General features: G+C 43.1%; 19 protein-coding genes. 14 read left to right on the top strand and 5 right to left on the bottom strand.

Annotation, left to right across the window (positions count from 1 at the left end; all coding sequences use genetic code 11):
- Positions 1 to 25: 25 nt before the first annotated feature.
- The gene (locus JOC95_RS19640; RefSeq protein WP_204419499.1) at positions 26 to 784 is read left to right on the top strand and encodes a hypothetical protein; all 759 of its coding nucleotides are present in this window, start codon (positions 26 to 28) and stop codon (positions 782 to 784) included.
- A gap of 79 nt (positions 785 to 863) precedes the next feature.
- Here JOC95_RS19640 and JOC95_RS19645 read toward each other — a convergent pair whose 3' ends face one another.
- From JOC95_RS19645 to JOC95_RS19665, 5 genes are all read right to left on the bottom strand, one after another.
- Positions 864 to 1,817, bottom strand: a complete 954-nt coding sequence (locus JOC95_RS19645; RefSeq protein ID WP_204419507.1) for an ABC transporter ATP-binding protein — start codon at positions 1,815 to 1,817, stop codon at positions 864 to 866.
- An 11-nt stretch (positions 1,818 to 1,828) separates the two neighbouring features.
- Positions 1,829 to 2,827, bottom strand: a complete 999-nt coding sequence (locus JOC95_RS19650; RefSeq protein ID WP_204419510.1) for an ABC transporter ATP-binding protein — start codon at positions 2,825 to 2,827, stop codon at positions 1,829 to 1,831.
- A gap of 14 nt (positions 2,828 to 2,841) precedes the next feature.
- Complete coding sequence (locus tag JOC95_RS19655; RefSeq protein ID WP_239583035.1) at positions 2,842 to 3,741, bottom strand: ABC transporter permease; 900 nt, start codon at positions 3,739 to 3,741, stop codon at positions 2,842 to 2,844.
- A gap of 35 nt (positions 3,742 to 3,776) precedes the next feature.
- Positions 3,777 to 4,709 carry an ABC transporter permease gene (locus JOC95_RS19660; RefSeq protein WP_204419514.1) on the bottom strand — a complete coding sequence of 311 codons (933 nt, stop codon included), beginning with the start codon at positions 4,707 to 4,709 and terminating at the stop codon, positions 3,777 to 3,779.
- Positions 4,710 to 4,789: 80 nt separating this feature from the next.
- Positions 4,790 to 6,478 (bottom strand): peptide ABC transporter substrate-binding protein, encoded by a 1,689-nt coding sequence (locus JOC95_RS19665; RefSeq protein ID WP_338083126.1) that lies wholly within the window; start codon positions 6,476 to 6,478, stop codon positions 4,790 to 4,792.
- A 270-nt stretch (positions 6,479 to 6,748) separates the two neighbouring features.
- On the opposite strand from JOC95_RS19665, the gene JOC95_RS19670 reads away from it, so the two are divergent.
- From JOC95_RS19670 to treR, 13 genes are all read left to right on the top strand, one after another.
- A complete protein-coding gene (locus JOC95_RS19670) occupies positions 6,749 to 7,915 on the top strand; it encodes an acyl-CoA dehydrogenase family protein (protein WP_204419516.1) in 1,167 nt (388 codons plus the stop codon).
- A 29-nt stretch (positions 7,916 to 7,944) separates the two neighbouring features.
- Positions 7,945 to 9,057 carry a diguanylate cyclase gene (locus tag JOC95_RS21645; protein ID WP_204419524.1) on the top strand — a complete coding sequence of 371 codons (1,113 nt, stop codon included), beginning with the start codon at positions 7,945 to 7,947 and terminating at the stop codon, positions 9,055 to 9,057.
- On the top strand, positions 9,044 to 9,337 hold the full coding sequence (locus JOC95_RS19680; RefSeq protein WP_204419526.1) for a YhdT family protein: 294 nt from the start codon (positions 9,044 to 9,046) through the stop codon (positions 9,335 to 9,337). The genes JOC95_RS21645 and JOC95_RS19680 overlap by 14 nt, the downstream gene beginning before the upstream one ends.
- On the top strand, positions 9,334 to 10,797 hold the full coding sequence (gene panF, locus JOC95_RS19685) for a sodium/pantothenate symporter (protein WP_204419528.1): 1,464 nt from the start codon (positions 9,334 to 9,336) through the stop codon (positions 10,795 to 10,797). The genes JOC95_RS19680 and panF overlap by 4 nt, the downstream gene beginning before the upstream one ends.
- Positions 10,798 to 10,831: 34 nt before the next feature.
- Complete coding sequence (locus JOC95_RS19690; protein ID WP_204419530.1) at positions 10,832 to 13,054, top strand: alpha/beta hydrolase family protein; 2,223 nt, start codon at positions 10,832 to 10,834, stop codon at positions 13,052 to 13,054.
- Positions 13,055 to 13,144: 90 nt separating this feature from the next.
- Positions 13,145 to 14,434 carry an MBL fold metallo-hydrolase gene (locus tag JOC95_RS19695; RefSeq protein WP_204419532.1) on the top strand — a complete coding sequence of 430 codons (1,290 nt, stop codon included), beginning with the start codon at positions 13,145 to 13,147 and terminating at the stop codon, positions 14,432 to 14,434.
- Between the two features lie 78 nt (positions 14,435 to 14,512).
- The gene (locus JOC95_RS19700) at positions 14,513 to 14,992 is read left to right on the top strand and encodes a hypothetical protein (protein ID WP_204419534.1); all 480 of its coding nucleotides are present in this window, start codon (positions 14,513 to 14,515) and stop codon (positions 14,990 to 14,992) included.
- 757 nt (positions 14,993 to 15,749) lie between these two features.
- On the top strand, positions 15,750 to 16,283 hold the full coding sequence (locus tag JOC95_RS19705) for a CBO0543 family protein (RefSeq protein ID WP_204419536.1): 534 nt from the start codon (positions 15,750 to 15,752) through the stop codon (positions 16,281 to 16,283).
- Positions 16,284 to 16,383: 100 nt separating this feature from the next.
- A complete protein-coding gene (locus JOC95_RS19710; protein WP_204419538.1) occupies positions 16,384 to 16,893 on the top strand; it encodes a PTS sugar transporter subunit IIA in 510 nt (169 codons plus the stop codon).
- A gap of 26 nt (positions 16,894 to 16,919) precedes the next feature.
- Positions 16,920 to 18,338, top strand: coding sequence for a PTS system trehalose-specific EIIBC component (gene treP, locus JOC95_RS19715; protein WP_204419547.1), 1,419 nt, complete (start codon positions 16,920 to 16,922; stop codon positions 18,336 to 18,338).
- A gap of 102 nt (positions 18,339 to 18,440) precedes the next feature.
- The gene (locus JOC95_RS19720; protein ID WP_204419549.1) at positions 18,441 to 20,123 is read left to right on the top strand and encodes a glycoside hydrolase family 13 protein; all 1,683 of its coding nucleotides are present in this window, start codon (positions 18,441 to 18,443) and stop codon (positions 20,121 to 20,123) included.
- Between the two features lie 45 nt (positions 20,124 to 20,168).
- Positions 20,169 to 21,869, top strand: coding sequence for an alpha,alpha-phosphotrehalase (gene treC, locus JOC95_RS19725; protein ID WP_204419551.1), 1,701 nt, complete (start codon positions 20,169 to 20,171; stop codon positions 21,867 to 21,869).
- Positions 21,870 to 21,901: 32 nt separating this feature from the next.
- Entirely contained in the window at positions 21,902 to 22,609 is a 708-nt protein-coding gene (treR, locus tag JOC95_RS19730) for a trehalose operon repressor (protein ID WP_204419553.1), read from the top strand.
- The last annotated feature ends 257 nt before the right edge of the window (positions 22,610 to 22,866 follow it).

Genomic DNA, 22,866 nt, shown 5'->3' on the forward strand with positions numbered 1-22,866 from the left:
AATACTTCTGAGGGGAAGAAATAATGTGAACGCGCCAAAGAACATTCTGGAGGTTTGGAGAAAATTTGATGATGTAGGGATGGATACCATCACTAAAGCATTCTTTTATGATAAGAGGAAAAAGAGGCAGCGTACAGTCGCTGAAATGAAGGAGCATTATGAGGGTTTTGGAGCTGGTGGCAATTGCTTTGATTTGGCAATTTGGCTTCTTGCTGAATTGAACGAGGCTGGCATTGAGGCCTATCCGATAGGTCATGATTTCTTTGATGAAAAGGCACATGTAGCCTTGATTGCATTGGGAGAAGATGGTGAAAAGTACTATTGCGATCTTGGGGACCAATGGATTCAACCCATCCTTATAGAGAAAAATGATAGGTTTATCGAAGGGAAGTTGGCGGGCTTTTTTCCAGGAGCATACGTAAAAGTAGAAACGAAAGAAAAAGAGTTCAATATATCCTATATAAGGAATAATGGGAAAATTTCAATGCAGACATTTCCTTTAACTCGATATACTAATGAAGATTTACTCAGAGCTGGTGAATTGTCCCAAGCTAGGATATGGAAAGCTTTATGTGAAAAGAGGGTTAGAAGGGAAGGGACGGATGAAGTTACCCATTGGGAATTTTATAACTGGAAAAGCTTTGAAAGCAGTCTTTCCGGCTTGAACAAAGAGCCTGAGCTTTCTTCAAAAGACGAATGGGCAGAGAGGATAGCATTGAACATGGGTATGGACCTTGAATTTGTGAAAGCAGCACTTTCCAAGTTTGAGTACATCGAAAAATGATAGACTCTTGACTTAAAAAAAGAGCCTTGATTGAAAGGCTCTTTTATATTGCTTAGAATATTTTTGGAAATGGAGAAGGCTATTCATACAGGTGACAGGCAACAAAATGTGCCGGCTTTACTTCCTGCCATTTCGGCTTCACCACTCTGCATGTATCCATGGCTTGCGGGCATCTTGTATGGAATACACAGCCTCCGGGAGGGTTCATAGGACTTGGAACATCTCCCTCCAAAACAATCCTCTCCCGTCTCCCATTAGGTGATGGTGTCGGTACTGCGGACAACAAAGCTTGTGTATAGGGATGCAAAGGCTCTTTGCATAGCTCATCGCTATCTGCCAGCTCGACCATCTGCCCCAGGTACATAACAAGTATACGATCTGATATGTAGCGCACCATTGAAAGGTCATGAGCGATGAATAAATAGGTTAAATTAAATCGGTCCTGCAATTCCTTAAGCAGATTGACTACTTGAGCCTGGATTGAAACATCCAACGCGGAAATCGGTTCATCGCAGACGATGAATTTCGGTTGAAGGGCAAGGGCCCTGGCTATCCCGATACGCTGCCTTTGGCCTCCTGAAAACTCGTGTGGGAACCTTTGCATGTGGTCCTCGTTCAATCCTACTAATCTCAGCAATTCTTTGATCCGATCCTTTCTTGCTTTGCCCTTTAATGTTTGATGGATATCAAGGGGTTCACCTATAATCGATTCAATGGTCATCCGTGGATTGAGCGATGCATAAGGGTCCTGGAAAATGATTTGTACCTCTTTGCGCAACGCCTTCATTTCCCTCGGTGATAAAGAGAAGATGTTCTTTCCTTCGAAAAGCACTTCACCGGCAGTGGCCTCTAGTAATCTAATCGCTGTTTTGCCAATGGTAGACTTGCCGCAACCGCTTTCCCCGACAAGTCCCACTGTTTCCCCCTGGTGGATGGTGAGATCGACCCCGTCCACCGCTTTGACCGTTCCACCATTGATAGAAAAGTATTTTTGTAATTTCTTTATCTCTACTAAAGCATTACTTCCAGCCATTCACAGACCTCCTAGCTTTCCTTGTACATACGCTTGGCAATGGGGTGGTGTAACCAGCATCTAGCCAGTTGCTTGTTTTCTATTTCCAAAAGTTCCGGTGTCTCTGACTGACATATCTTCATGGCATATGGACAGCGGGCAAAAAATGCACATCCCTTTGGCGGATCCAACAGGTCTGGTGGAGTCCCGGGTATCGGTTCCAAGGTTTGCTTTCTGTCCAAGTCTATTCTTGGTATCGTTTTTAAGAGACCTTGCGTATATGGGTGAAGGGGGGTGTTGAAAATATCCTCCACTTTACCTGTTTCCACCACCTGGCCGGCATACATGACTACGACCCGTTCACATGTTTCTGCAACAACCCCCAGGTCATGAGTAATCAAAACAAGGGAAGTCCCAAGCTTTTGCTGCAGTTCCTTCAATAGTTCCAGGATTTGAGCCTGAATCGTGACATCCAAAGCGGTGGTCGGTTCGTCAGCAAGCAATAGCTTTGGTTGACAGGCAAGTGCAATGGCAATCATCGCACGTTGTCTCATTCCACCTGAAAATTCATGAGGATATTGCCGGACCCTTCTTTCCGGTTCCGGGATTCCTACCATCCTCAGCAGTTCAACCGCTTGTACATCAGCTTTTTTTGATGATATTTTATTGTGCTTCATAAGCCCTTCTGCTATCTGATCACCGATTTTCATAGTAGGATTCAAGGAAGTCATTGGATCCTGGAAAATCATGCTCATTTCTTTTCCTCTGTATAATTGCATCTTTTTCTCGGATAGATTAAGCAGATTCGATGAATTGAAGGTAATATCCCCTTCTTTTATATCCGTAATCCCAGGTGGGAGCAGCCGCATGATCGCTTTGGCAGTCACACTTTTGCCGCAGCCGGATTCGCCGACTATGGCCACTGCCTCTCCCTCCTTGATCGAGAAGGAAACGCCTCTGACTGCTTGAACCTCCCCGGCGTATGTGTGAAAGGATACATGTAAATTTTCAACCTCTAATAGTTTTGCCAAAAAAGATTCCTCCTTTATTTCCGCAAGCGTGGATCTAGTGCGTCACGAAGCCCGTCTCCAAAGACGTTAAACGCAAACATGGTTAACGAGATGAGGATGGCAGGAACTAGAAGTTGGTAAAAATTCCCTATCAGGATGCTTCCGAGCGCATCACTGGCCATCGTACCCCAGCTTGCTTTTGGTGCGGGGATTCCCAATCCCAGGAAGCTAAGTGTAGCTTCAGCAAAGATGGCGGTCGGCACAGTCAATGTCATATTGACCAATATGGGACCCATTGTGTTCGGGATCATATGTTTACGCAATTTCCAGCCTGTTGTCCCCCCCATCGCATTTGCCGCCTGGACAAATTCATACTCCTTCAATTGAAGCATCTGTCCCCGTACCAGTCTGGCCATTGGAATCCATCCGGTTATTGTCAGGGCAATGATGATGGATAGGAGGCCCCGGTCCAAGATGACCATCATCAGTATTGCCATTAATAGAAACGGTATGGCATAAAGCACTTCAGCAACCCTCATCATGATGTTGTCCAATCTGCCACCCTTCAAGGCGGAAACCCCTCCGTATAATACTCCGAAAACGAAGTCGATCAAGGCAGCCATCAGTCCTATCAGCAAGGAATAACGGGCTCCATACCATGCCCGGGTAAATAGATCGCGGCCTGAAGAGTCGGTGCCGAACCAATGCTCACTGTTTGGGCGGAGGTTCTTTTTGGTGAAATCCTGTTCGAAATAGGAATAGCCGCTTATAGATGGTCCGATTATAGCCATCACAATCATCCCGATAATAAGGAAGAATCCGATCATGGCAAGTTTGTTCTCTTTTAATCGTATCCAGGCATCCTTCCAGTACGATATGCTTGGACCTGCAATTTTTTCCTGTTCGGAAGGGGAATGCTCGATACGTTCGAACATAGCTTCAAATTCTTTCGAATATTGTCTTTCTCCCATCATCTATTGCCTCCTGTCACCTTAATTCTTGGGTCAATCCAGGTATAAGCAACATCCACTACAAATATAAGGAAGATTAAAATGGCACTGTAGAAGATGGTGGATCCGAGAATGACAGGGTAATCCCGGTTGAATATTCCATTTACAAACATATCTCCCATGCCTGGAATTCCAAATATGCTTTCTACAATGAAGCTGCCTGTCACAAGGTTTGCTGCAATGATTCCGATTACAGTTACAACAGGAAGGATTGCATTGCGTATCGCATGCTTCACTACAATTGTATTTTTGGACAATCCTTTTGCCGTTGCTGTCAGAATATAATCCTGCCCCATCACTTCGAGCATGCTCGAACGCATCAATCTTGCGATATATGCCATCGGCAGCATTGCAAGGGAGATGGAAGGGAGGATTGTATGAGACCAGGATTTCCATGTGGCAACAGGGAGAAGCCTCCATTCAACAGCGAAATAGTTGATGAGGATGGTCGCAAGGATAAAGCTTGGTACTGATACGCCTATAATGGCAAGGATCATTGCCAGATAATCCGGCCACTTGTTTCGGTTGAGTGATGCGATGATGCCCAATACCAGGCCGAATGAAATGGCGATGATAAGAGATTGTATGCCAAGATGAAAGGATACCGGAAAGCCTTTACTGATATAATCATTGACTGATAGTGTAGAGGATTTTAAGGATGGTCCAAAATCCAGATCTATTACAACGCTTTTTAAGTAAAGTCCGTATTGAACGATTTTCGGTTTATCCAAATTATAATAGCGATTTAAATTTTCCCTGACGGACTCAGGCATGGTCCCTTCCCTGGCAAATGGGTCCCCAGGGACACTATGCATCAGGATGAAGGTAAGGGTAATGATGGCCCATAAAGTCAGGATTGCCCATCCCAGCCGCTTTAACGTATATTTCAGCATGAATTGTGACCCCCATATACTTGCTTTTTAAAAAAGGAAGGGAGGGACTCCGAGAAGTCCACTCTCTTCCACTCTCATCCTTACTTTATGTCGGCATATTTGAATTGTGGATAGCTGTTGATCGGATCATAGATGCCTGTTACGGACGGCTTTAATACATAAGGTTTTGTATAGAAATAAATAGGGATGATCGGCATTTCATCCATTAGGATCTTTTCTGCCGCGTGCATCGCTTCCATGCGTTCCGCTTGGTCCAACGTGGATTTAGCTGTTGAAATAAGCTTGTCATATTCGCTGTTTTTGAAGCGGGCATCATTGTATGGCCCATCACTTACCCAAAGATCAAGGAATGTCATCGGATCTACATAGTCTCCAACCCAACCTGCACGGGAAACGGTGTAGTCACCGGCTTGCTCGCTGTCCAATTTAACTTGGAATTCAACGTTTTCAAGAGTTGTTTCCACGCCAAGGTTTTTACGCCACATTTCCTGAACTGCCTCGGCAATGGCTTTATGTCCCTCGGAAGTGTTATAGAGATACTCAAAGGAAGGAAGCTTATCCAGTCCTTCTTCTTCTAAACCTTCAGCAAGAAGCTTTTTGGCTTCTTCTACATTTTCCTCGAATAACTTACCCGTATTTTCCTGATAGTCTCCGTTTACATCAGGAATTCCTGGAGGAACGATGCTGTAGGCAGGTGTTTGACCGCCTTGTGCGACATGTTCCACGATTGTCTGGCGATCGATGGACAAGGAAAGTGCTTTTCTGATTTTTGCGTTATTGAACGGCTTTTCCGTATTGTTGATATTAAAATAGTAGACTGCAAGGTCAGGTCCGATATGGAATTCAGCGTCGTCGCTTGCCATTAATTGACCTTGTACATCCTGTGGCAATGGATACACAAGATCAAGTTCATCAGCCTGATACATTTGCCAAGCTGTATTCTCATCATCAATAATGACAAACTGAACCTCATCAAGCTTGATCATGTCTTTTTCATAATATTTATCATTCTTCTTGATTGCGATGCTTTCTTTATGCTTCCAGTCAGCCAAGTAGAATGGACCGTTTGAAACATGCGTTTCCGCTTCCAATGCCCAATCCTTGTTTGCTTCCTGAACTTTTTTGTTTACTGGATAGTAAGTATAGAAGGAAGTAAGGTCCAGGAAGTAAGGAGTAGGCTGTGCCAGTGTCACTTCCAAAGTCTTGCTGTCTACAGCGTTTACCCCTACTTCAGCTTCCAATGCTGCTAGATCTGCACCTTCTTCGGCAGAGTTATAAGCTTCTGCGCCTTTTAAGTAATAGAGCTGATAGGAGTATTGGGCTGCAGTAGCAGGATTCAATACATGCTTCCAAGCGTACTCGAAATCCTCAGCAGTTACAGGGTCACCGTTGGACCAGTAGACATCATCCTTCAATGTGAACGTCCAGGTTACGCCGTCCTCGGTATTCCATTCCTTTGCCATACCAGGTTGAATATCACCTTCAGCGTTCTTTTTGGTCAACCCCTCGAAAGTGTGCTCAAGGATCCAGGAATCGTGCGTTCCCTGTGCCAATGCAGGATGAAGGGAACCGGGTTCTGATCCATTGTTAAGGCGAAGCACCTTTGGAGAGGAGTCCTCTTCATCAGTGGTGCCCTCATTTTCAGAATCAGCAGGACTCTCTGCTTCGTTGTTGTTATTATTGCTCGTGCTTTCGCTAAAGCTGCAAGCAGACAATAAAAGTGCAACAACTAACAGTAAAGCGGAAAAAAGATAAAACTTGCTCTTCACAAAAAAACCCCCTTGTTATTTACAAAAATAGAAATCTATGAAGATTTCATTTTTTATTGTACTACTGAAGATTGAAAAAAAACATAGTAACTGAAAAATAATTCTCTATATTTAAAATATTTCGACATCTAATGTGTTTTTTCTACAAATATCTGTTTTCTAGTAATATCCGACTAAATGGAAGGGAATAGGATGGCAGTGCTAAATTATGAAAGGATTTCATTGTCTTTGTGATAAAATGATAGAAATAATAAAAAAGGGGAATTGAGCATGAATTACCTTCCTACTTTTGAAATGAATCGGTCACAGAAGGATCTTCTTGAATCAGCCAAGAATTTATCCGCTTCTTTTGCAAATCGTGCTGCTGATTACGATCGGCAAGCAAATTTTCCTTTTGAAAATTTCAATGATATTAAAAAGGCCGGCCTTCTGGCTGCAACCATACCTGAATCCTATGGAGGCAAAGGATTCGGACTATACGACTTCATTCTTCTTCAGGAAACGATCGCACAGGGTGATGGTCCTACAGCCCTCAGCCTTGGCTGGCATCTGGGGACCATGATGAATATATCAACATACCGAAGCTGGCCTGAGGAGACTTTTAAAAATATCTGTACATCTATCACTACAGAAAATAAAATCATCAATTCGGCACATTCAGAAGCCGGTACAGGCAGCCCGGCAAGAGGGGGACTTCCAGAAACCTCCGCGAAAAAAACGGATAATGCGGGATGGGTCCTTAATGGAAGAAAAACATTCACTTCCATGGCACCGATACTTGATTATTTCATTGTTTCAGCGACGATAACAGATACTGGTGAAGTGGGGGAGTTCCTATTACCAAGGGAATCGAAGGGTCTCTCGATTTCTGAAACATGGAACTCTGTGAGTATGCGTGCTACAAGAAGCGACGATTTAATCCTGGATAATGTTAGAATTGATCGGGACGGCCTGCTCTACATAAAAAAAAGAAAAAGTGCGCCAAAACCTCAAGGCTGGCTATTGCATATCCCTGCCTGCTATCTGGGGATTGCCATAGCTGCACGGAACGAGGCGGTCCATTTTGCAGAAACATATCAGCCAAACAGTCTGCCCCATCCTATATGCCAAGTCCCAAAAGTGCGTGAGCAGATCGGCAGGATGGATATTGATTTAACAGCTGCAAGACATTTTTTATATAGTGTTGCCAGGAAATGGGACGAATCAATTGACTCTCGAAATGAGCTGGTGGAGGAACTTGCTGCCGTAAAATATATTGCGACAAATACGGCATTATCGGTGGTGGATGAAGCGATGAGGGTGGTAGGTGCCCAAAGCCTTCATGAGGGACATCCGCTTCAACGCCACTACAGGGATGTGCGTGCAGGCCTGCATAATCCTCCGGCAGACGACCTGACTGTGGAAATGATGGCCAAAAGGGCTTTTGATTCAAAGTAAATAGATGAAATTAGTGAGGCGTGGGATAAGTGAACAGTACTATCAGAAAATCGGATCATCATTTAGAAATCAGCTTTTTTCTCTTGCGCTGGCTATTTTTAATATCGGCGCCAATTGTTTTTTATTTTTTACATCAAGATGCACCAGCGTTTTATGATTGGTCCATGTTTGGGGTGCTATGGCTATTCGGATTCATTTATATGGCGGTAACTCAAGCGATCCTGCATAAGTCCAAGCAGGGGACTTCCCTCTATTTCTGGAATACAAAAGGAGGAGTCATTTTTGACTTTGTGGCATTTATTTGGTTGATTGCCATAACTGGTGGAGTCTACTCTCCTCTGTTTCCCATTGCGTATCTCATCATTTTGCACGTAGCTATTTATTGGGAGTTAAAAGGAGCTGTATTGTTTTCTTTCCTATTAAGTATAGGGACCACTTTCATCACAATAATAGGAGGAACGCCATTTTCGACTAACCTTTGGCTTGTTTATAGCATGAACCAACTATTCATGCTGTTAATGGGTCTATTGGGAGGCTTTCTGGTTACGAGGGAAAGAAAGCATTATTTCGAAAAGAGGGCTTTGGAGGAAGTGGCGAAGATGGACTATTTGACAAATCTGAGAAACCATCGTTCCTTTCAGGAAACCTTGCAAAACTATCTACATACCAATCAGCATTTCTGGTTGGTACTTGCTGATTTAGATAGATTCAAATGCGTGAATGATAAATATGGACATGAAATGGGAGATCAGGTACTGGCAAAAGTGGGTTCCGTATTGGACTATGGTGTGGAAGGTTATTCAGGCACTGCATTCCGTTACGGAGGAGAAGAGTTCTCCATTCTTTTCAAATCAACCGATCGAGATCAAGTGGCAGCAGCCTTGAAAGAGTTGAAGGACAAAATCGAAAACCTCCGTTTCCTCGCAAATGAAAATGAATTCAGTATTTCCATGAGCTTTGGTTGTGTGGAGTGTACGGAAACGGAATCTTCCAATTTAGTGAAAATGGCCGATGATAGATTGTATGAGGCGAAACGGGCCGGGAGAAACACGATCATCATGAACAAAACATGGATAGGGACCGAGCAAAGCCATCTTGAAAGAGAATATAGTGAGGGAGAGTATCGAGTTGAAGGGAAATGAAGATAAGAAGATAGAAAAGGATTGGCGATATCCTGTGGCGCACAAGGAGGCTTGGATCGGAGTAGGTTTGGCTGTCTTCCATTTTATCTGGTGGTATGGCTTCGGTTATGGACTCGGTTCAAGGCCTGTGGAATCCTATACATATATACTGGGCTTTCCGGACTGGTTCTTTTATAGTTGTATCCTGGGCTTTATCGTTATTGTCGCAATTGTCATAGCTGTAGTGAAACATGTATTCCATGAACTTCCGCTGGAATCTGAGAAAGGAGAGAAAGGATGAATATAGGGGTGATTTTACCACTAATTGTTTTCTTGATTCTCATTTTCCTTATCGGAATCGTGGCGTCAAGAAGTCTCTCCAATTCCAATTCATTCGTTCAGGATTATTTTCTTGGAGGGCGGGAGCTTGGGGGACTGCTTTTGGCCATGACGATGGTTGCTACATATGGAAGCGCATCAAGTTTCATAGGCGGCCCGGGTATCGCCTACCATATGGGACTCGGGTGGGTCATGCTTGCGATGATTCAAGTGGTGACAGGTTATTTTGTACTGACCATACTCGGGAAGAAGTTTGCTATCATGACGAGGAAGATGAGAGCAATCACCTTGATTGATTTCCTGAAGGAACGGTATCAGAATAGGTGGGTGGTCATTCTGTCCGCTGCAAGTATCATCATTTTTCTATTTTCCGCCATGACAGCTCAATGGATTGGCGGTGCCATCCTCATTGAATCGATTACAGGCCTTTCTTATACAACCGCGCTTTTCATCTTTGCAGTTTCTGTCTTAATCTATGTCATCATCGGAGGCTTTAGGGCGGTAGCCTTAACGGATGGAATACAGGGTGTGGTGATGGTGATAGGGACGGTGATCATTTTAGCCGGGACAATTTACGCTGGTGGGGGAATCTCCACCATAATGGGAGAACTCTCTGCAGAAAACCCAAACCTGATCACTCCATTTGGTGCTGATGGGACGCTTACCCCTCTTTACGTTTCCTCCTTTTGGATTTTGGTGGGAGTGGGGGTAGTGGGATTGCCGCAAGTCGCAGTAAGGGCAATGTCCTATAAAAATTCAAAAGCCATGCATATTGCCTTGATTATAGGTACTATTGTGGTCGGATTCATCATGCTTGGAATGCATTTGACAGGAGTTTTTGGAAGAGCGGTGCTCCCAGGTCTTACAACACCTGACACAGTGATGCCTCTCCTCGCCATGGAGGTGCTTCCACCTTGGCTTGCGGGCAACGTATTGGCTGCACCCATGGCTGCTATCATGTCTACTGTAGACTCGCTTCTTTTGATCGTCAGTTCTTCCATTGTGAAGGACATCTATCTGAACTACATAAATCCTGCTGCCCCAGAAAAGAAGATTCGCCATATGAGCCTTGGAGTCACTGGCGTCGTCGGCATTCTAGTGTTTTTTATGGCAATCAGCCCCCCTGACTTCCTTATCACTTTAAATTTATTTGCATTCGGGGGTCTTGAGGCTGCATTCATTTGGCCTGTTGTACTCGGTTTGTACTGGAAAAAAGGGAATGCTTATGGAGCACTTGGTTCCATCATCGTCGGTGTACTATCCTACATCTTGATTGTAACCTTTAAGGATGGAATCTTCGGCATGCATAGTGTAGTGCTGCCAGTCATACTTTCCTTGTTGGCATACCTCCTTTTAAGTCTATTAGGAAAAGACAAAAATAGTGAAGGGCAAAGACAGATTATAGAAAAGTATATGATATGAATGAATTCACTCAAATTAAATTAGGGGACTATAAATGAACGCATTAAAAAGGGCATTATCAATCTTTGAAAAAACGGTGGTCGGCTTTTTTGAAAACAATTGGAGAGCGAGTGTCATTGGATCATTTGCCTATATACTGGCATTGGTGCTCACAATGGGCTTTTTCTTCTATACCGGGGCTGGAAAATGGTTTGATTATTCTTTTACACTCATTACTGCAGTCCTTGGCATCCTGTTGGGATTTATTATTAGCTTGTTTGTTTTTAAGATTTTGTTTTTGCTGCCAAAATATTTTGTCGCTTGTATTGTAGGGGCGGTTGTAGGGATTTATGCTCTTGGAACATACTTAGGCCCGTTTTTTACAATGCTTGGGATTGGCACCATGATACTTGGTGCGTGGACAGGACTTTCTATTAAACTTGTGAAAAATGAAAGGAAAAGAAGGGGGCTCCTTATTGCGGCTCTAGGAATGATCACTATCATCACCCATGGTCTTTTTCTTTTCCCCATTTTTTCAGAAGGGGATCAAGGGGCCTGGAGCCTGGAATTGACAGAAGAATCGATCAATTCACCCCTAGTCAATCCTGCATCAGACGGCGGGAACGCCATTCAAAATTTTACATATGGAAGCGGGGAGGACCTGAGGAGGGAAGAATACCGTGATGTTGCATATAAAACGAATGCTGTGAATATGTCTTCATTTGTTGTTCACCCCAAAGGCTTCAACAAGTGGTACCGAGATTGGTTTTGGGGCTTTGATTTAAATCGGGCTCCATTGAACGGTAGGGTATGGATGCCAGAGGAATCTTCTGAAGGTCCCTTTCCATTAATATTAATGGTTCATGGAAATCATAATATGGCAGATTTCTCGGACGGTGGATATGAGTATCTCGGCGAACTTTTGGCGAGTAAGGGATACATTGCCGTATCTATTGACCAAAACTTCCTTAACTCAGGTAAATCGGGACATATAGGATGGGATAATGCAGGAAGGGCATGGATGTTCCTGAAGCACCTGGACCAATGGGGGAAATGGAATAATGATAAGCAGCATCCCCTTTACGGAAAAGTGGATATGGAAAATATCGGATTGATCGGCCATTCACGCGGAGGGGAGGCTGTCAGTCTGGCTGCATTGATGAATGAGCTGGATCGATTGCCAAACAATGCGAAGGTAACCCTTAATTTTGATTTTTCCATTAAAGCTTTAATCGGTCTCTCGCCAGGTGACGGTAGGTTCAAGCTTGGTGACCAGCCAGTAGAATTGAAAGATATCAACTATCTTACCATTCAGGGGGCTAACGATACAGACCACACCAATAATTACGGAGTCAGACAATATGAGAGGGTCAGTTTCTCGGATGATTTCGATGGCTTCAAAAGCAGCATTTACCTTTATGGAGCCAATCATGGGCAATTCAATTCCGATTGGGAGGTGGACCAGCCTTCCCCATATTGGTGGTTCATGAATCAGAAAGAAATCATGGAGCCCGAGCTTCAGCGTGATATGACAAAGCTATACGTAGCAGCCTTTCTCGATGCAACATTAAAAGATAAAGAGGAGTACCGTCAAATCTTCTCCAAAAAGGAAACCGCCTCGTCGTGGATTCCTACCGATCCTGTCAGGTTGAAATACGAGGCTAGTACATTTACTCCACTTGCAACCTACGAGGAGGATGTGGATGTAACCACCATGACTCTTGATGAGGGAGAACTCCATGGCTATAACCTGCAGGTCTGGAAAGAGGTAAACCTGACCTTGAGGAATAATGAGCCACAGGGGAATGAAGCGGTAAAATTGGGGTGGCGCGGGTCGAGCGGAAGATATACGGTTAAGATTCCGGACAAAGTCGCACAAAGCCTCAGTCCCGATAGTGTCCTGAGTTTTGATGCAGTGCAGCTGCATCAGAGTCTTTATGACTTCTACGGAATCCGTGTTCCAAAGGGATACGAAGAAAAAGCGATCCCCATCACTGTCATGCTAAAACCAAAAGGTACGATAAAGCTTGATGGCCGCAATGGTACTTCAGTGGAAATCGAACCGACCTATTCATCAAAGCTTTACAAATTCGGGTGGTGGAATGAAAGATTCGGTAATGATTACGAGCATATGCTTCAGACGTATGAAGTGCCATTGGCATTCTTGCAGGATAACAATCCAAATATAAATTATCAGGATATTGAAGAAATCATATTCGAATTCAATCAAACCGGAAGCGGCTTGATTTTCTTGGACAACGTAGGTTTCCAAAAATGACCCAAAAGCTTTAAGAAGAACGAATAATATAGCAGCTTCTCCCTCATAGTAACAATACTTAGGTAAATGTTCGAGGGGGGAGAAGTTTTCATGAAGAAGGTCATTTTGACACTTATGGTTTTAATTACATTTTTATACAGCGATAGACCTTTAGATGTATTTGCTGCAGAACTATCTGCCAACATTCAAATACAACCCCATAGCAGCTCTCCCGTTTATACGACTACATACCCTCAAAAATCGATTGCAACCGACAAGACGCTACCTGCATTGAAGGTGCACTATATTGATATCGGACAGGGTGATGCCATACTCCTTCAGACGCCCAATGGCACCCAGGTAATGATAGATACCGGCCCTAGGGAGTCGGCTCCAAAATTGATCAGTTACCTGAAGGAGCTTTCCGTAGACGCCATCGACCTGCTTGTCATCACACATCCGGATTATGACCATATAGGCGGGATTCCGGCATTACTTGAAGAAATACCTGTGAAAAAAATCCTTGATAGCGGAAAAGCGCATTCCACCCTGTCCTTTATCCAATACAAGCAGTATGTTTGGAACAATATTGTCCCTGTCCAATATGCAAAGGAAAAAATGAAGCTAGAATTTGACCCGGATTTAAAAGTGAAAGTGCTGAACAGCGGTGCCGGTAAAAAGGAAACAAATGACGCCTCCATCGTCCTCCAGGTGGCCTACGGGGATATCAAATTCCTCTTTATGGGGGACACAGAGGAGATGGAAGAAAAAAGGCTTAGCAGGAAATATAATCTTGAATCAACCATTCTTAAAGTGGCTCACCATGGTTCCAACAGTTCCTCTACAGCTGCATTCCTGAAGGATGTAAAACCGAAAATAGCAGTTATTTCCGCAGGAAGAAATAATGATTTTGGACATCCACACCAGCCGGTCCTGAATCGGCTGATTGAAAGTGGCGCAGATATCTATAATACGGCAGAAGCAGGGGATATTGTGTTCTCAACGGATGGAACATTGTTGTTTGTCAATGATCGACCATGGCTGTATGCAAACAGCAACGAAAGAACCAAGACAAATACCATAACCATTACAGATCTCGATGTAAGAGAGGAAACAGTAACCTTGCAGAACCAAGGGACAGAAACAATCGACCTGACAGATTGGAAGCTCATCAGCCAGAAGGGATATCAAACATTTGATTTTCCTAAGAATTACAAGCTTGCCCCAGGTGAAATGATGTATATTACTTCTGGAGCCCAAAAGAAGCACTTAAAAAAATATATCCATTGGTTGAGCGATCATCTATGGAACAACAAAGGGGACAAAGCACAACTTTTTAATGAAAAAGGAGAGCTTGTCGATGAGATGGAAAATTTCGAAGAAGCTGAAAATGAAGAATGATGTTTAAATTGATGTGTATAGTGATATGTAAAAGGGAGGTTATAGTGAATAAGCCATAGAGTTGGGAGCGATACCTTAATGAAACTGCGTAAGCCATTTCGAATTTTACTTACTCTTATTATTTTTTCCCTTTTGTTTATTGCGTACATTCATTTTACAAAAGATAAAATCGTTACCGCAGCTGTACTCGATAAAACAAATGATGCAGTTTCAGTAAACATCCAGAACCCGTTTGTTGTTCCCATTACCATCTACCATTCAAAAGTGGTCGATCAGGAAGATAGGGAAATGCCTGCAACCTCTTATAATATCGTGATGAATGGTTCCTTTGGCAGTCTGGGATCGACTGTCGATCAAGCAATGATTTCCCGGAAAACGGATGTGTTCGAGGAATTGAAGGAGGTTGTCATCCCGGGCTCAAGCAGCAAGAAGGAGAAAAACTACACGTTGTATATGAGAGAAGAAGAGAGAAAGTCGGATATGGATACTGCCAAGGAAGTATCGATTTCATTTAAGGTATTTTCCTTCCTTCCTTTCCATACTAAAGTAAAACTGTGAACGGACGCTGACTGAAAAGCGTCTTTTTTTGTGTGGATTTGTTAAAGAATGTTGTTGATAAATCACGTTGAAAAGGTCTTCATCTGGGTTATGAAGACCTCTTCTCTACATAATGGCCGGAGTCTTGGTCTTCATCTGGGTTATGAAGACCTTATTTCTCCGCAATGACAAGCGTCTTGGTCTTCATTTGGGTTATGAAGACCTTTTATCTATACAAAGGCCGTCATTTTAGTCTTCATTTGGGTTATGAAGACCTTTTATCTATACAAAGGCCGTCATTTTAGTCTTCATCTGGGTTATGAAGACCTCTTCTCTACATAATGGCCGTCATTTTAGTCTTCATCTGGGTTATGAAGACCTCTTCTCTACATAATGGCCGGCGTTTTGGTCTTCATCTGGGTTATGAAGACCTTATCTCTCCACAATGACCGACGTTTTGGTCTTCATCCGGGTTATGAAGACCTTATCTCTCCTCAATGACCAGCGTTTTAGTCTTCATTCTGTTTATTGAAACATTCTTTCCCCATCCATAGTGTCGATCCCCTTAATTCTGGAAGATGTAGTGGTTGGTGGAGAATTAGCGAGACAAAGTCCGATCCAGAAATCAACAGGGGGATTTAACAGATCATTTTGTTTATATGAAAGTATAAACGTCTCTAAGAGTAAAAACCGCCATTAAAGGAAAAAATAACTTGAGTTGTGACAGGTTTCGACAAAAAACCGACACCTCAGGCGTTTAGGGCAGGAAAGAGAGGGAATGTACATAGTGGAGCCACTTAGCTTAATGAACTTTTATCATTGGATATTACTAAATAATATTGCTGACCCAAGATGGTGGTTGTTATTCATTTCCGTTTTTTGGCCTTGGATCGTTTGGTGGAAGCTTGTCATCAAAAAGCGCCTTTTTGAAATTCTCACATATGGGCTATTATGGGCAGCGATGGCTACCTGGCTGGACCTGCTTGGTACTTCAGAAGGAATGTGGGAGTATCCTTTCAAACTTTATGGCAAGGTATCCTGCCTGCTTCCTGCCGATGTTTCTGTCATTCCAGTATTGTATATGCTTCTTTATCAGTATGGAGAAAGATGGAAAACCTTCTTATTAGGCAGCATGTTAGTATCTTCCTTGCTATCTTTTGTATTCGAGCCCCTTTTTCTTAAGTTGAATATGCTTAACCTTATTACATGGACGCACATTAAGTCATGGTTTGCTTTTATTTTTCTTGGCCTAGTAACAAGATTAATAATTATCATGTTGAAGAAAGCTCAGCAAAAGTTTTTGGTTGACTAACATGTATATACAAGTTAGACTGTAATCAAAACATGTATATACAAGTATTTTCTATTAAATGTAAGCGTTTTTGTCAGACTATAAATTTGGAGGGATATATATGTTTAAGAAACTTTTCGGTATAAAGGATACAGAAACAAAACCGACGGAGGAAGTTGTGTTTGCGCCTTTAAGTGGCAAAGTGACGGAACTGACAGAAGTTCCGGATCCAACATTTTCACAAAAGATGATGGGGGACGGACTTGCAATCATTCCGACTGAAGGAGAAGTAGTCTCTCCAGTAGATGGGGAAATCATACAATTTTTCCACACTAAACATGCGATCGGAATCCGTTCTGCAACTGGAGCGGAAATACTTATACATGTAGGACTTGAGACTGTTTCCATGAATGGTGAGGGCTTTGAAGGCCATGTAAGTGAAGGCGATAAAGTAAAGGCCGGGGATAGGCTCATCAGCTTTGATCTGAATCTGATCAATGCAAAAGCGGCAAGTACCATCACCCCTATAGTAATCACCAACGGGGAAGTGGTGGAAAACCTTGATAAAAAGCTTACAGATAATGCTATTAAAGGACAAACAGAGCTATTTCATCTGAAAGTGAAAAGCTAGCATAGAGATAACGGGAGGATACAAAAATGGACATTAGAAAGCAGGCAGAAGAGATTGTCCATGCCATCGGGGGAAAAGAGAACATCAGTGCAGCAACTCATTGTGTGACACGCCTCCGTCTGGCATTGAATGATGAAAGCAAGGTAGACCAAGAAGCATTGGAAAGTATCGAGAGTGTAAAAGGTTCCTTTTCCACAAATGGACAATTCCAGATTGTCATTGGACAAGGCACCGTCAATAAAGTGTATAAAGAGTTTGTTGATATTACAGGTGTTGGGGAATCCTCCAAGGATGAGGTGAAAAAGGCTGCTGAGCAGAATTTGAACCCGATCCAGCGTGCAGTAAAAACATTGGCGGATATTTTCATTCCAATATTACCTGCAATCGTGACAGCCGGTCTCTTAATGGGGATCAACAATTTGCTGACGGGAGCGGGGATATTTTACAATGATGCTTCCATCATTGATAAACACCCGCAATGGGCCGATATTGCAGGGATCATCAACCTGATTGCAAATACGGCATTTGTTTTCCTGCCCGGTCTTATTGGGTGGTCTGCAGCCAAAAGGTTTGGCGGCAGTGAGCTCCTAGGTATCGTACTTGGTTTAATGCTGGTGCATCCAGATCTGTTGAACGCATGGGGTTATGCAGAAGCACAGAAAGAGGGAGACGTGGATACCTGGAACTTCCTTGGTCTTGAAATCGAAAAGGTGGGTTATCAGGGACAAGTATTGCCAGTCCTCGTAGCAGCTTTTGTATTGGCCAAAGTGGAACGATTCCTGACAAAACGTGTCAGTGACGGTTTTCATCTATTAGTGGTTCCACCGATTACATTATTGCTTACCGGATTCATTACATTCGTAGCAATCGGTCCAATCACATTTGCAATCGGTAACTTCCTGACAGATGGATTTGTATCCATATTTGATGCGGTCCCTGCCATCGGTGGGTTGATCTATGGCGGATTGTACGCTCCCCTTGTCATCACAGGGATGCATCATACGTTCCTTGCCGTCGATCTGCAACTGATATCTGCAATAGGAGGGACTTTCCTTTGGCCGATGGTTGCGCTTTCCAATATCGCACAAGGATCTGCGGCATTCGCCATGATGCTTGCTACAAAAGATGAAAAGCTGAAAGGATTGGCTCTGACTTCCTCCATATCCGCATGGCTAGGAATTACTGAACCTGCGATGTTCGGTGTAAACCTTCGCTACCGTTATCCCTTCTTCGCAGCAATGATCGGTTCTGCTATTGCAGGTGTGATCATTACGATTGCTGGTGTAATGGCACCATCTATCGGGGTTGGCGGGATTCCGGCATTCTTCTCGATCCTAAATGAATTCTGGCCTATATTCTTTGTAGGTATGGCAATCGTACTAATCGTACCATTTGGACTTACATTCTTGATTGCCAAATTCAAAATGAGAAAAGAAGCACAATAAATTAGAATGTAACACTGTAAAGGATTGTAAAAAGGGGTCAGGCCCCGACTTACAATCCTTTACAAGTTTGAACCTGAACAATATGAAAAGGAGAGATGAGAGATGCAAAAGGCTTGGTGGAAAGAAAGCGTTGTTTATCAAATCTACCCTAGAAGCTTTATGGATTCCAATGCAGATGGAATAGGCGATATTCAAGGGATCATTTCCAAACTTGATTACTTAAAGGAACTTGGAATCGATACCATATGGCTTTCTCCTGTATATGAATCCCCAAATGATGACAATGGCTATGATATAAGCAACTATTTATCCATCATGAAAGAGTTCGGTTCCATGAAGGATTGGGAAGAGCTCTTGATGGAGATACATAGGCGTGATATGAGGCTGATCATGGATCTTGTGGTCAACCATACTTCAGACGAACATGAATGGTTCATACAGGCAAAGACTTCAAAAGAAAACCCATACCGGGACTATTATATTTGGCGGGATCCAAAAGAGGATGGCTCCGAGCCGAATAACTGGGCGTCCAACTTCGGCGGATCCGCCTGGGAGTTCAATGAAGAGACGGGTGACTATTATCTTCATCTTTTCTCAAAAAAACAACCCGACCTCAATTGGGAAAACAAAAAGCTGCGTGAGGAAATCTACACAATGATGAAATGGTGGCTTGATAAGGGGATTGATGGATTCCGTATGGATGTCATCAATTTCATTTCCAAAGTGGAAGGGCTGCCGGATGGCGAACTGAAACCAGGTAAGCAGTATGCATCAGGTAGCAAGTATTATCGAACAGGGCCATTTATCCATGATTACTTGCAGGAAATGCACAGAAATGTACTCTCTCACTATGATGTCATGACAGTCGGGGAAATGCCTGGTGTTACTCCTGAACAGGCCATTGATTACACAGCTGAGGAACGAAATGAACTGAATATGGTGTTTCAATTTGAACATGTAGGCCTCGATAATGGTCCGAACGGCAAATGGGATTTAAAACCCCTAAATCTACATGACCTAAAAAAAAGCTTATCCCGTTGGCAGGAAGCATTAGGTGATAAGGGATGGAACAGTCTTTATTTTAATAATCATGACCAGCCACGTGCCCTTTCCCGCTATGCAGATGATGGGAGGTACCGGATTCAATCAGCTAAAATGCTTGCAACTCTGCTGCACATGATGAAAGGGACACCTTATGTGTACCAGGGGGAAGAGCTTGGGATGACCAATGTCGCTTTTGAAACGATAACGGATTATCGGGACATTGAGACATTGCGGGTATATGAAGAGTTAAGAAACCTAGGCTGGACAGAAGAGATGATCATGATGAGCATCCACGCCAAAAGCAGGGATAATGCAAGGACACCGATGCAATGGAGTGCTGATGAAAATGCAGGGTTCACTACAGGTACGCCTTGGATAAATGTGAATCCGAATTATCAAAAGATTAACGCTGAAAATGAGCTGAATAATCCGGAATCGGTTTTCTATTACTACCAAAAGCTCATCAGGTTAAGAAAACAAAATGAAATAATAGTCTACGGGGATTATAAATTGATATTAGAGTATCACCCGGAAATCTATGCCTATATCAGAACATATCAGGATAAAAGGCTTTTGGTTATCTGTAATTTCTATGAGAACAATCCTGCATTCGAGTTGCCAAGGGATATCCATTTCATGACAAAACAGCTTCTGGCTAGCAATTATGAAACGGAAGAACAGAGCGATATTTCAAGATTCACTTTGCAGCCATATGAGGCGAGGGTATATCTATTGAATTGAAAAAATGATTTTTTGAAAATAGTACAATTTAAATGAGGTGTTTTGATGAGCAAGATTGAAAAGGAACCATGGTGGAAACGTTCGGTTGTATATCAAATCTATCCGAAAAGCTTCAATGATACTACAGGAAACGGTGTAGGTGATATCCAGGGGATCATACAAAAACTTGACTACTTGAAGGAGCTGGGAGTGGACGTAATCTGGCTGACTCCGATCTATGCGTCTCCGCAAAAGGATAACGGCTATGACATCAGTGACTATTTTGCCATCCATGAAGAGTATGGAACGATGGAAGACTTTGACCAGCTCCTTAAGGAAGCCCATGACAGAGGGATAAAATTAATCATGGATATTGTAGTCAACCACACTTCAACAGAGCATGAATGGTTTAATAAATCCCGGGAAGCAAAAGAAGACAATCCTTATAGGGACTTCTATATTTGGAAGGACAGCAAGGGGGATGGAAGCGAACCGACAAACTGGGAGTCCAAATTCGGCGGCAATGCATGGGCATTCGATGAAAAGACTGGACAATGGTATTTGCATCTTTTCGATATAACGCAAGCCGATTTGAATTGGGAGAACGAAGAAGTGCGAAAACAGGTATATGACATGATGACTTTCTGGTTTGAAAAGGGAGTGGACGGCTTCCGGCTTGATGTGATCAATCTTATATCAAAAGACCAACGCTTCCCAGATGATGATGGCTCCGTGCCCCCGGGAGATGGCCGTAAATTCTACACAGACGGTCCAAGGGTTCACGAATATATGAATGAAATGTATGAAAAAGTCTTTTCCAAATACGATAGTATGACTGTAGGGGAAATGTCCTCTACCTCGATCGACCATTGCATCAAGTACACACGTCCGGATCGCAACGAATTGAGCATGACCTTTAATTTCCATCACTTGAAAGTCGATTATCCTGGCGGTGAGAAATGGTCAGTCGCGGATTTTGATTTTCAACAGTTGAAAGATATTCTATCCACCTGGCAAATAGAAATGAACGCAGGGGGAGGCTGGAATGCCCTGTTCTGGTGCAATCATGATCAGCCACGTATTGTATCGAGATATGGAAACGACAAGGAGTACCGAAGAGAATCGGCTAAAATGCTTGCAACCAGTGTGCATATGATGCAAGGAACCCCTTATATTTATCAAGGGGAAGAGTTTGGGATGACCAACCCCGGATTCGTGAAAATTTCCGATTACCGTGATGTGGAATCGTTGAATACGTTTCGTTTGAAAAAGGAGGCTGGGATGACAGAGGAGGAGATCCTTGAAATCTTAAGGCATAAATCCCGTGATAATTCCCGCACCCCTGTTCAATGGAATGACGAGAAGCATGCAGGGTTCACCACAGGCACTCCCTGGATTGGCGTAGCGGGGAACTACCCGGATATCAATGCAGAAAAAGCTGTAAGTGACAAGGATTCGGTCTTTTATCACTATAAAAAACTGATTAGGCTTCGCAAGGAATACGACATTGTGACATATGGCGATTTTCAGCTGATATTGGAAAAGCATCCTGACATCTTCGCATACATCCGCAATGGAAAGGATGAAAAGCTTCTTGTTGTAAGCAACTATTATGCAAAAGAAACGGTCTTTACATTGCCGGAGGATGTGGACATCGATGAGTATAAAGGAGAAATCCTGCTGAGCAACTATGAGGATTCCAGTGAAGCGTTTAACCAAATTACCCTCCGTCCCTATGAATCCATTATTTATCACCTGAAAAAGTAGTGATAAAATAAAATGGTGATAGGTGGTTAAATATGAAAAACAATAAATTTCAAGCGATCTATCAGGAACTTGCAAAAAAATTGGAAGAAAAAGAACTAAGGGTAGGGGAAAAGCTCCCATCAGAACATGAATTGATGGTCCAGTACCATACATCAAGGGAAACCATCCGGAAAGCATTGAACCTCCTTGCACAGAATGGTTATATCCAAAAAGTCCGCGGCAAGGGATCGATCGTGCTTGACCGTGCAAGATTTGATTTTCCGATCTCTGGCCTTGTCAGCTTTAAGGAACTCGCAAAGAAGATGGGGAAATCCTGGGTAACAAAGGTCCATGAGCTTAACGTGGTAAAACCATCCGATGTATTGAGAGAAAGCTTGGGAGCGGAAGAACTTTGGAAAGTGGTTCGTTCCCGTCAGGTGGATGGTGAGCGTATCATTTTGGATACCGACTACTTCCAAACAAGACATGTGCCTCTATTAACAGAAGAGATAGCTGAGCAGTCCATCTATGAACACCTGGAGAATGAACTGGGGCTTTCAATCAGCTTTGCCGATAAGGAAGTGACGGTGGAGGAAGCGAACCCGCTTGATCGGGAGTTGCTGGATCTAAATGGCTTATCGCATGTTGTAGTGGTGAAAAGCCTTGTTCATCTCGATGACGCCAGTCCTTTTCAGTTTACAGAATCACGTCACAGACTGGATAAATTCCGCTTTGTTGACTTTGCAAGAAGGATGAAATAAAAACAAGCACCATTACTCTAGCAATAGGGTGAGGTGCTTGTTTTTTTAGGCTGTGTTTGCATTCATTCTTTCATAAGATAAATGTAAACTTCAAATGGAGCCCGTTGATCTCCGCTTCGGACACTTGCTTTCCGCGGGGACGGATGGGAGCCTCCTCGGCTTAGAAGTGCACCCCTTTTGTTGGACACACACCTAACAATAGGAGGTGTACTTCAGTTGACTAAATTTACACGAGAAGTAAAACATCAAGCTGTACA

This window comes from Sutcliffiella tianshenii (assembly GCF_016908565.1).
GTDB lineage: Bacteria > Bacillota > Bacilli > Bacillales > Bacillaceae_I > Sutcliffiella_A > Sutcliffiella_A tianshenii.

What these genes read in the sequence shown, in the direction of transcription:
- JOC95_RS19645 (WP_204419507.1), bottom strand. Translation starts at nt 1,817, where the DNA reads ATGGCTGGAAGTAATGCTTTAGTAGAGATAAAGAAATTACAAAAATAC.
- JOC95_RS19655 (WP_239583035.1), bottom strand. Translation starts at nt 3,741, where the DNA reads ATGTTCGAACGTATCGAGCATTCCCCTTCCGAACAGGAAAAAATTGCA.
- JOC95_RS19660 (WP_204419514.1), bottom strand. Translation starts at nt 4,709, where the DNA reads ATGCTGAAATATACGTTAAAGCGGCTGGGATGGGCAATCCTGACTTTA.
- JOC95_RS19670 (WP_204419516.1), top strand. Translation starts at nt 6,749, where the DNA reads ATGAATTACCTTCCTACTTTTGAAATGAATCGGTCACAGAAGGATCTT.
- panF (WP_204419528.1), top strand. Translation starts at nt 9,334, where the DNA reads ATGAATATAGGGGTGATTTTACCACTAATTGTTTTCTTGATTCTCATT.
- JOC95_RS19690 (WP_204419530.1), top strand. Translation starts at nt 10,832, where the DNA reads ATGAACGCATTAAAAAGGGCATTATCAATCTTTGAAAAAACGGTGGTC.
- JOC95_RS19695 (WP_204419532.1), top strand. Translation starts at nt 13,145, where the DNA reads ATGAAGAAGGTCATTTTGACACTTATGGTTTTAATTACATTTTTATAC.
- JOC95_RS19700 (WP_204419534.1), top strand. Translation starts at nt 14,513, where the DNA reads ATGAAACTGCGTAAGCCATTTCGAATTTTACTTACTCTTATTATTTTT.
- JOC95_RS19705 (WP_204419536.1), top strand. Translation starts at nt 15,750, where the DNA reads ATGTACATAGTGGAGCCACTTAGCTTAATGAACTTTTATCATTGGATA.
- JOC95_RS19710 (WP_204419538.1), top strand. Translation starts at nt 16,384, where the DNA reads ATGTTTAAGAAACTTTTCGGTATAAAGGATACAGAAACAAAACCGACG.
- treP (WP_204419547.1), top strand. Translation starts at nt 16,920, where the DNA reads ATGGACATTAGAAAGCAGGCAGAAGAGATTGTCCATGCCATCGGGGGA.
- JOC95_RS19720 (WP_204419549.1), top strand. Translation starts at nt 18,441, where the DNA reads ATGCAAAAGGCTTGGTGGAAAGAAAGCGTTGTTTATCAAATCTACCCT.
- treC (WP_204419551.1), top strand. Translation starts at nt 20,169, where the DNA reads ATGAGCAAGATTGAAAAGGAACCATGGTGGAAACGTTCGGTTGTATAT.
- treR (WP_204419553.1), top strand. Translation starts at nt 21,902, where the DNA reads ATGAAAAACAATAAATTTCAAGCGATCTATCAGGAACTTGCAAAAAAA.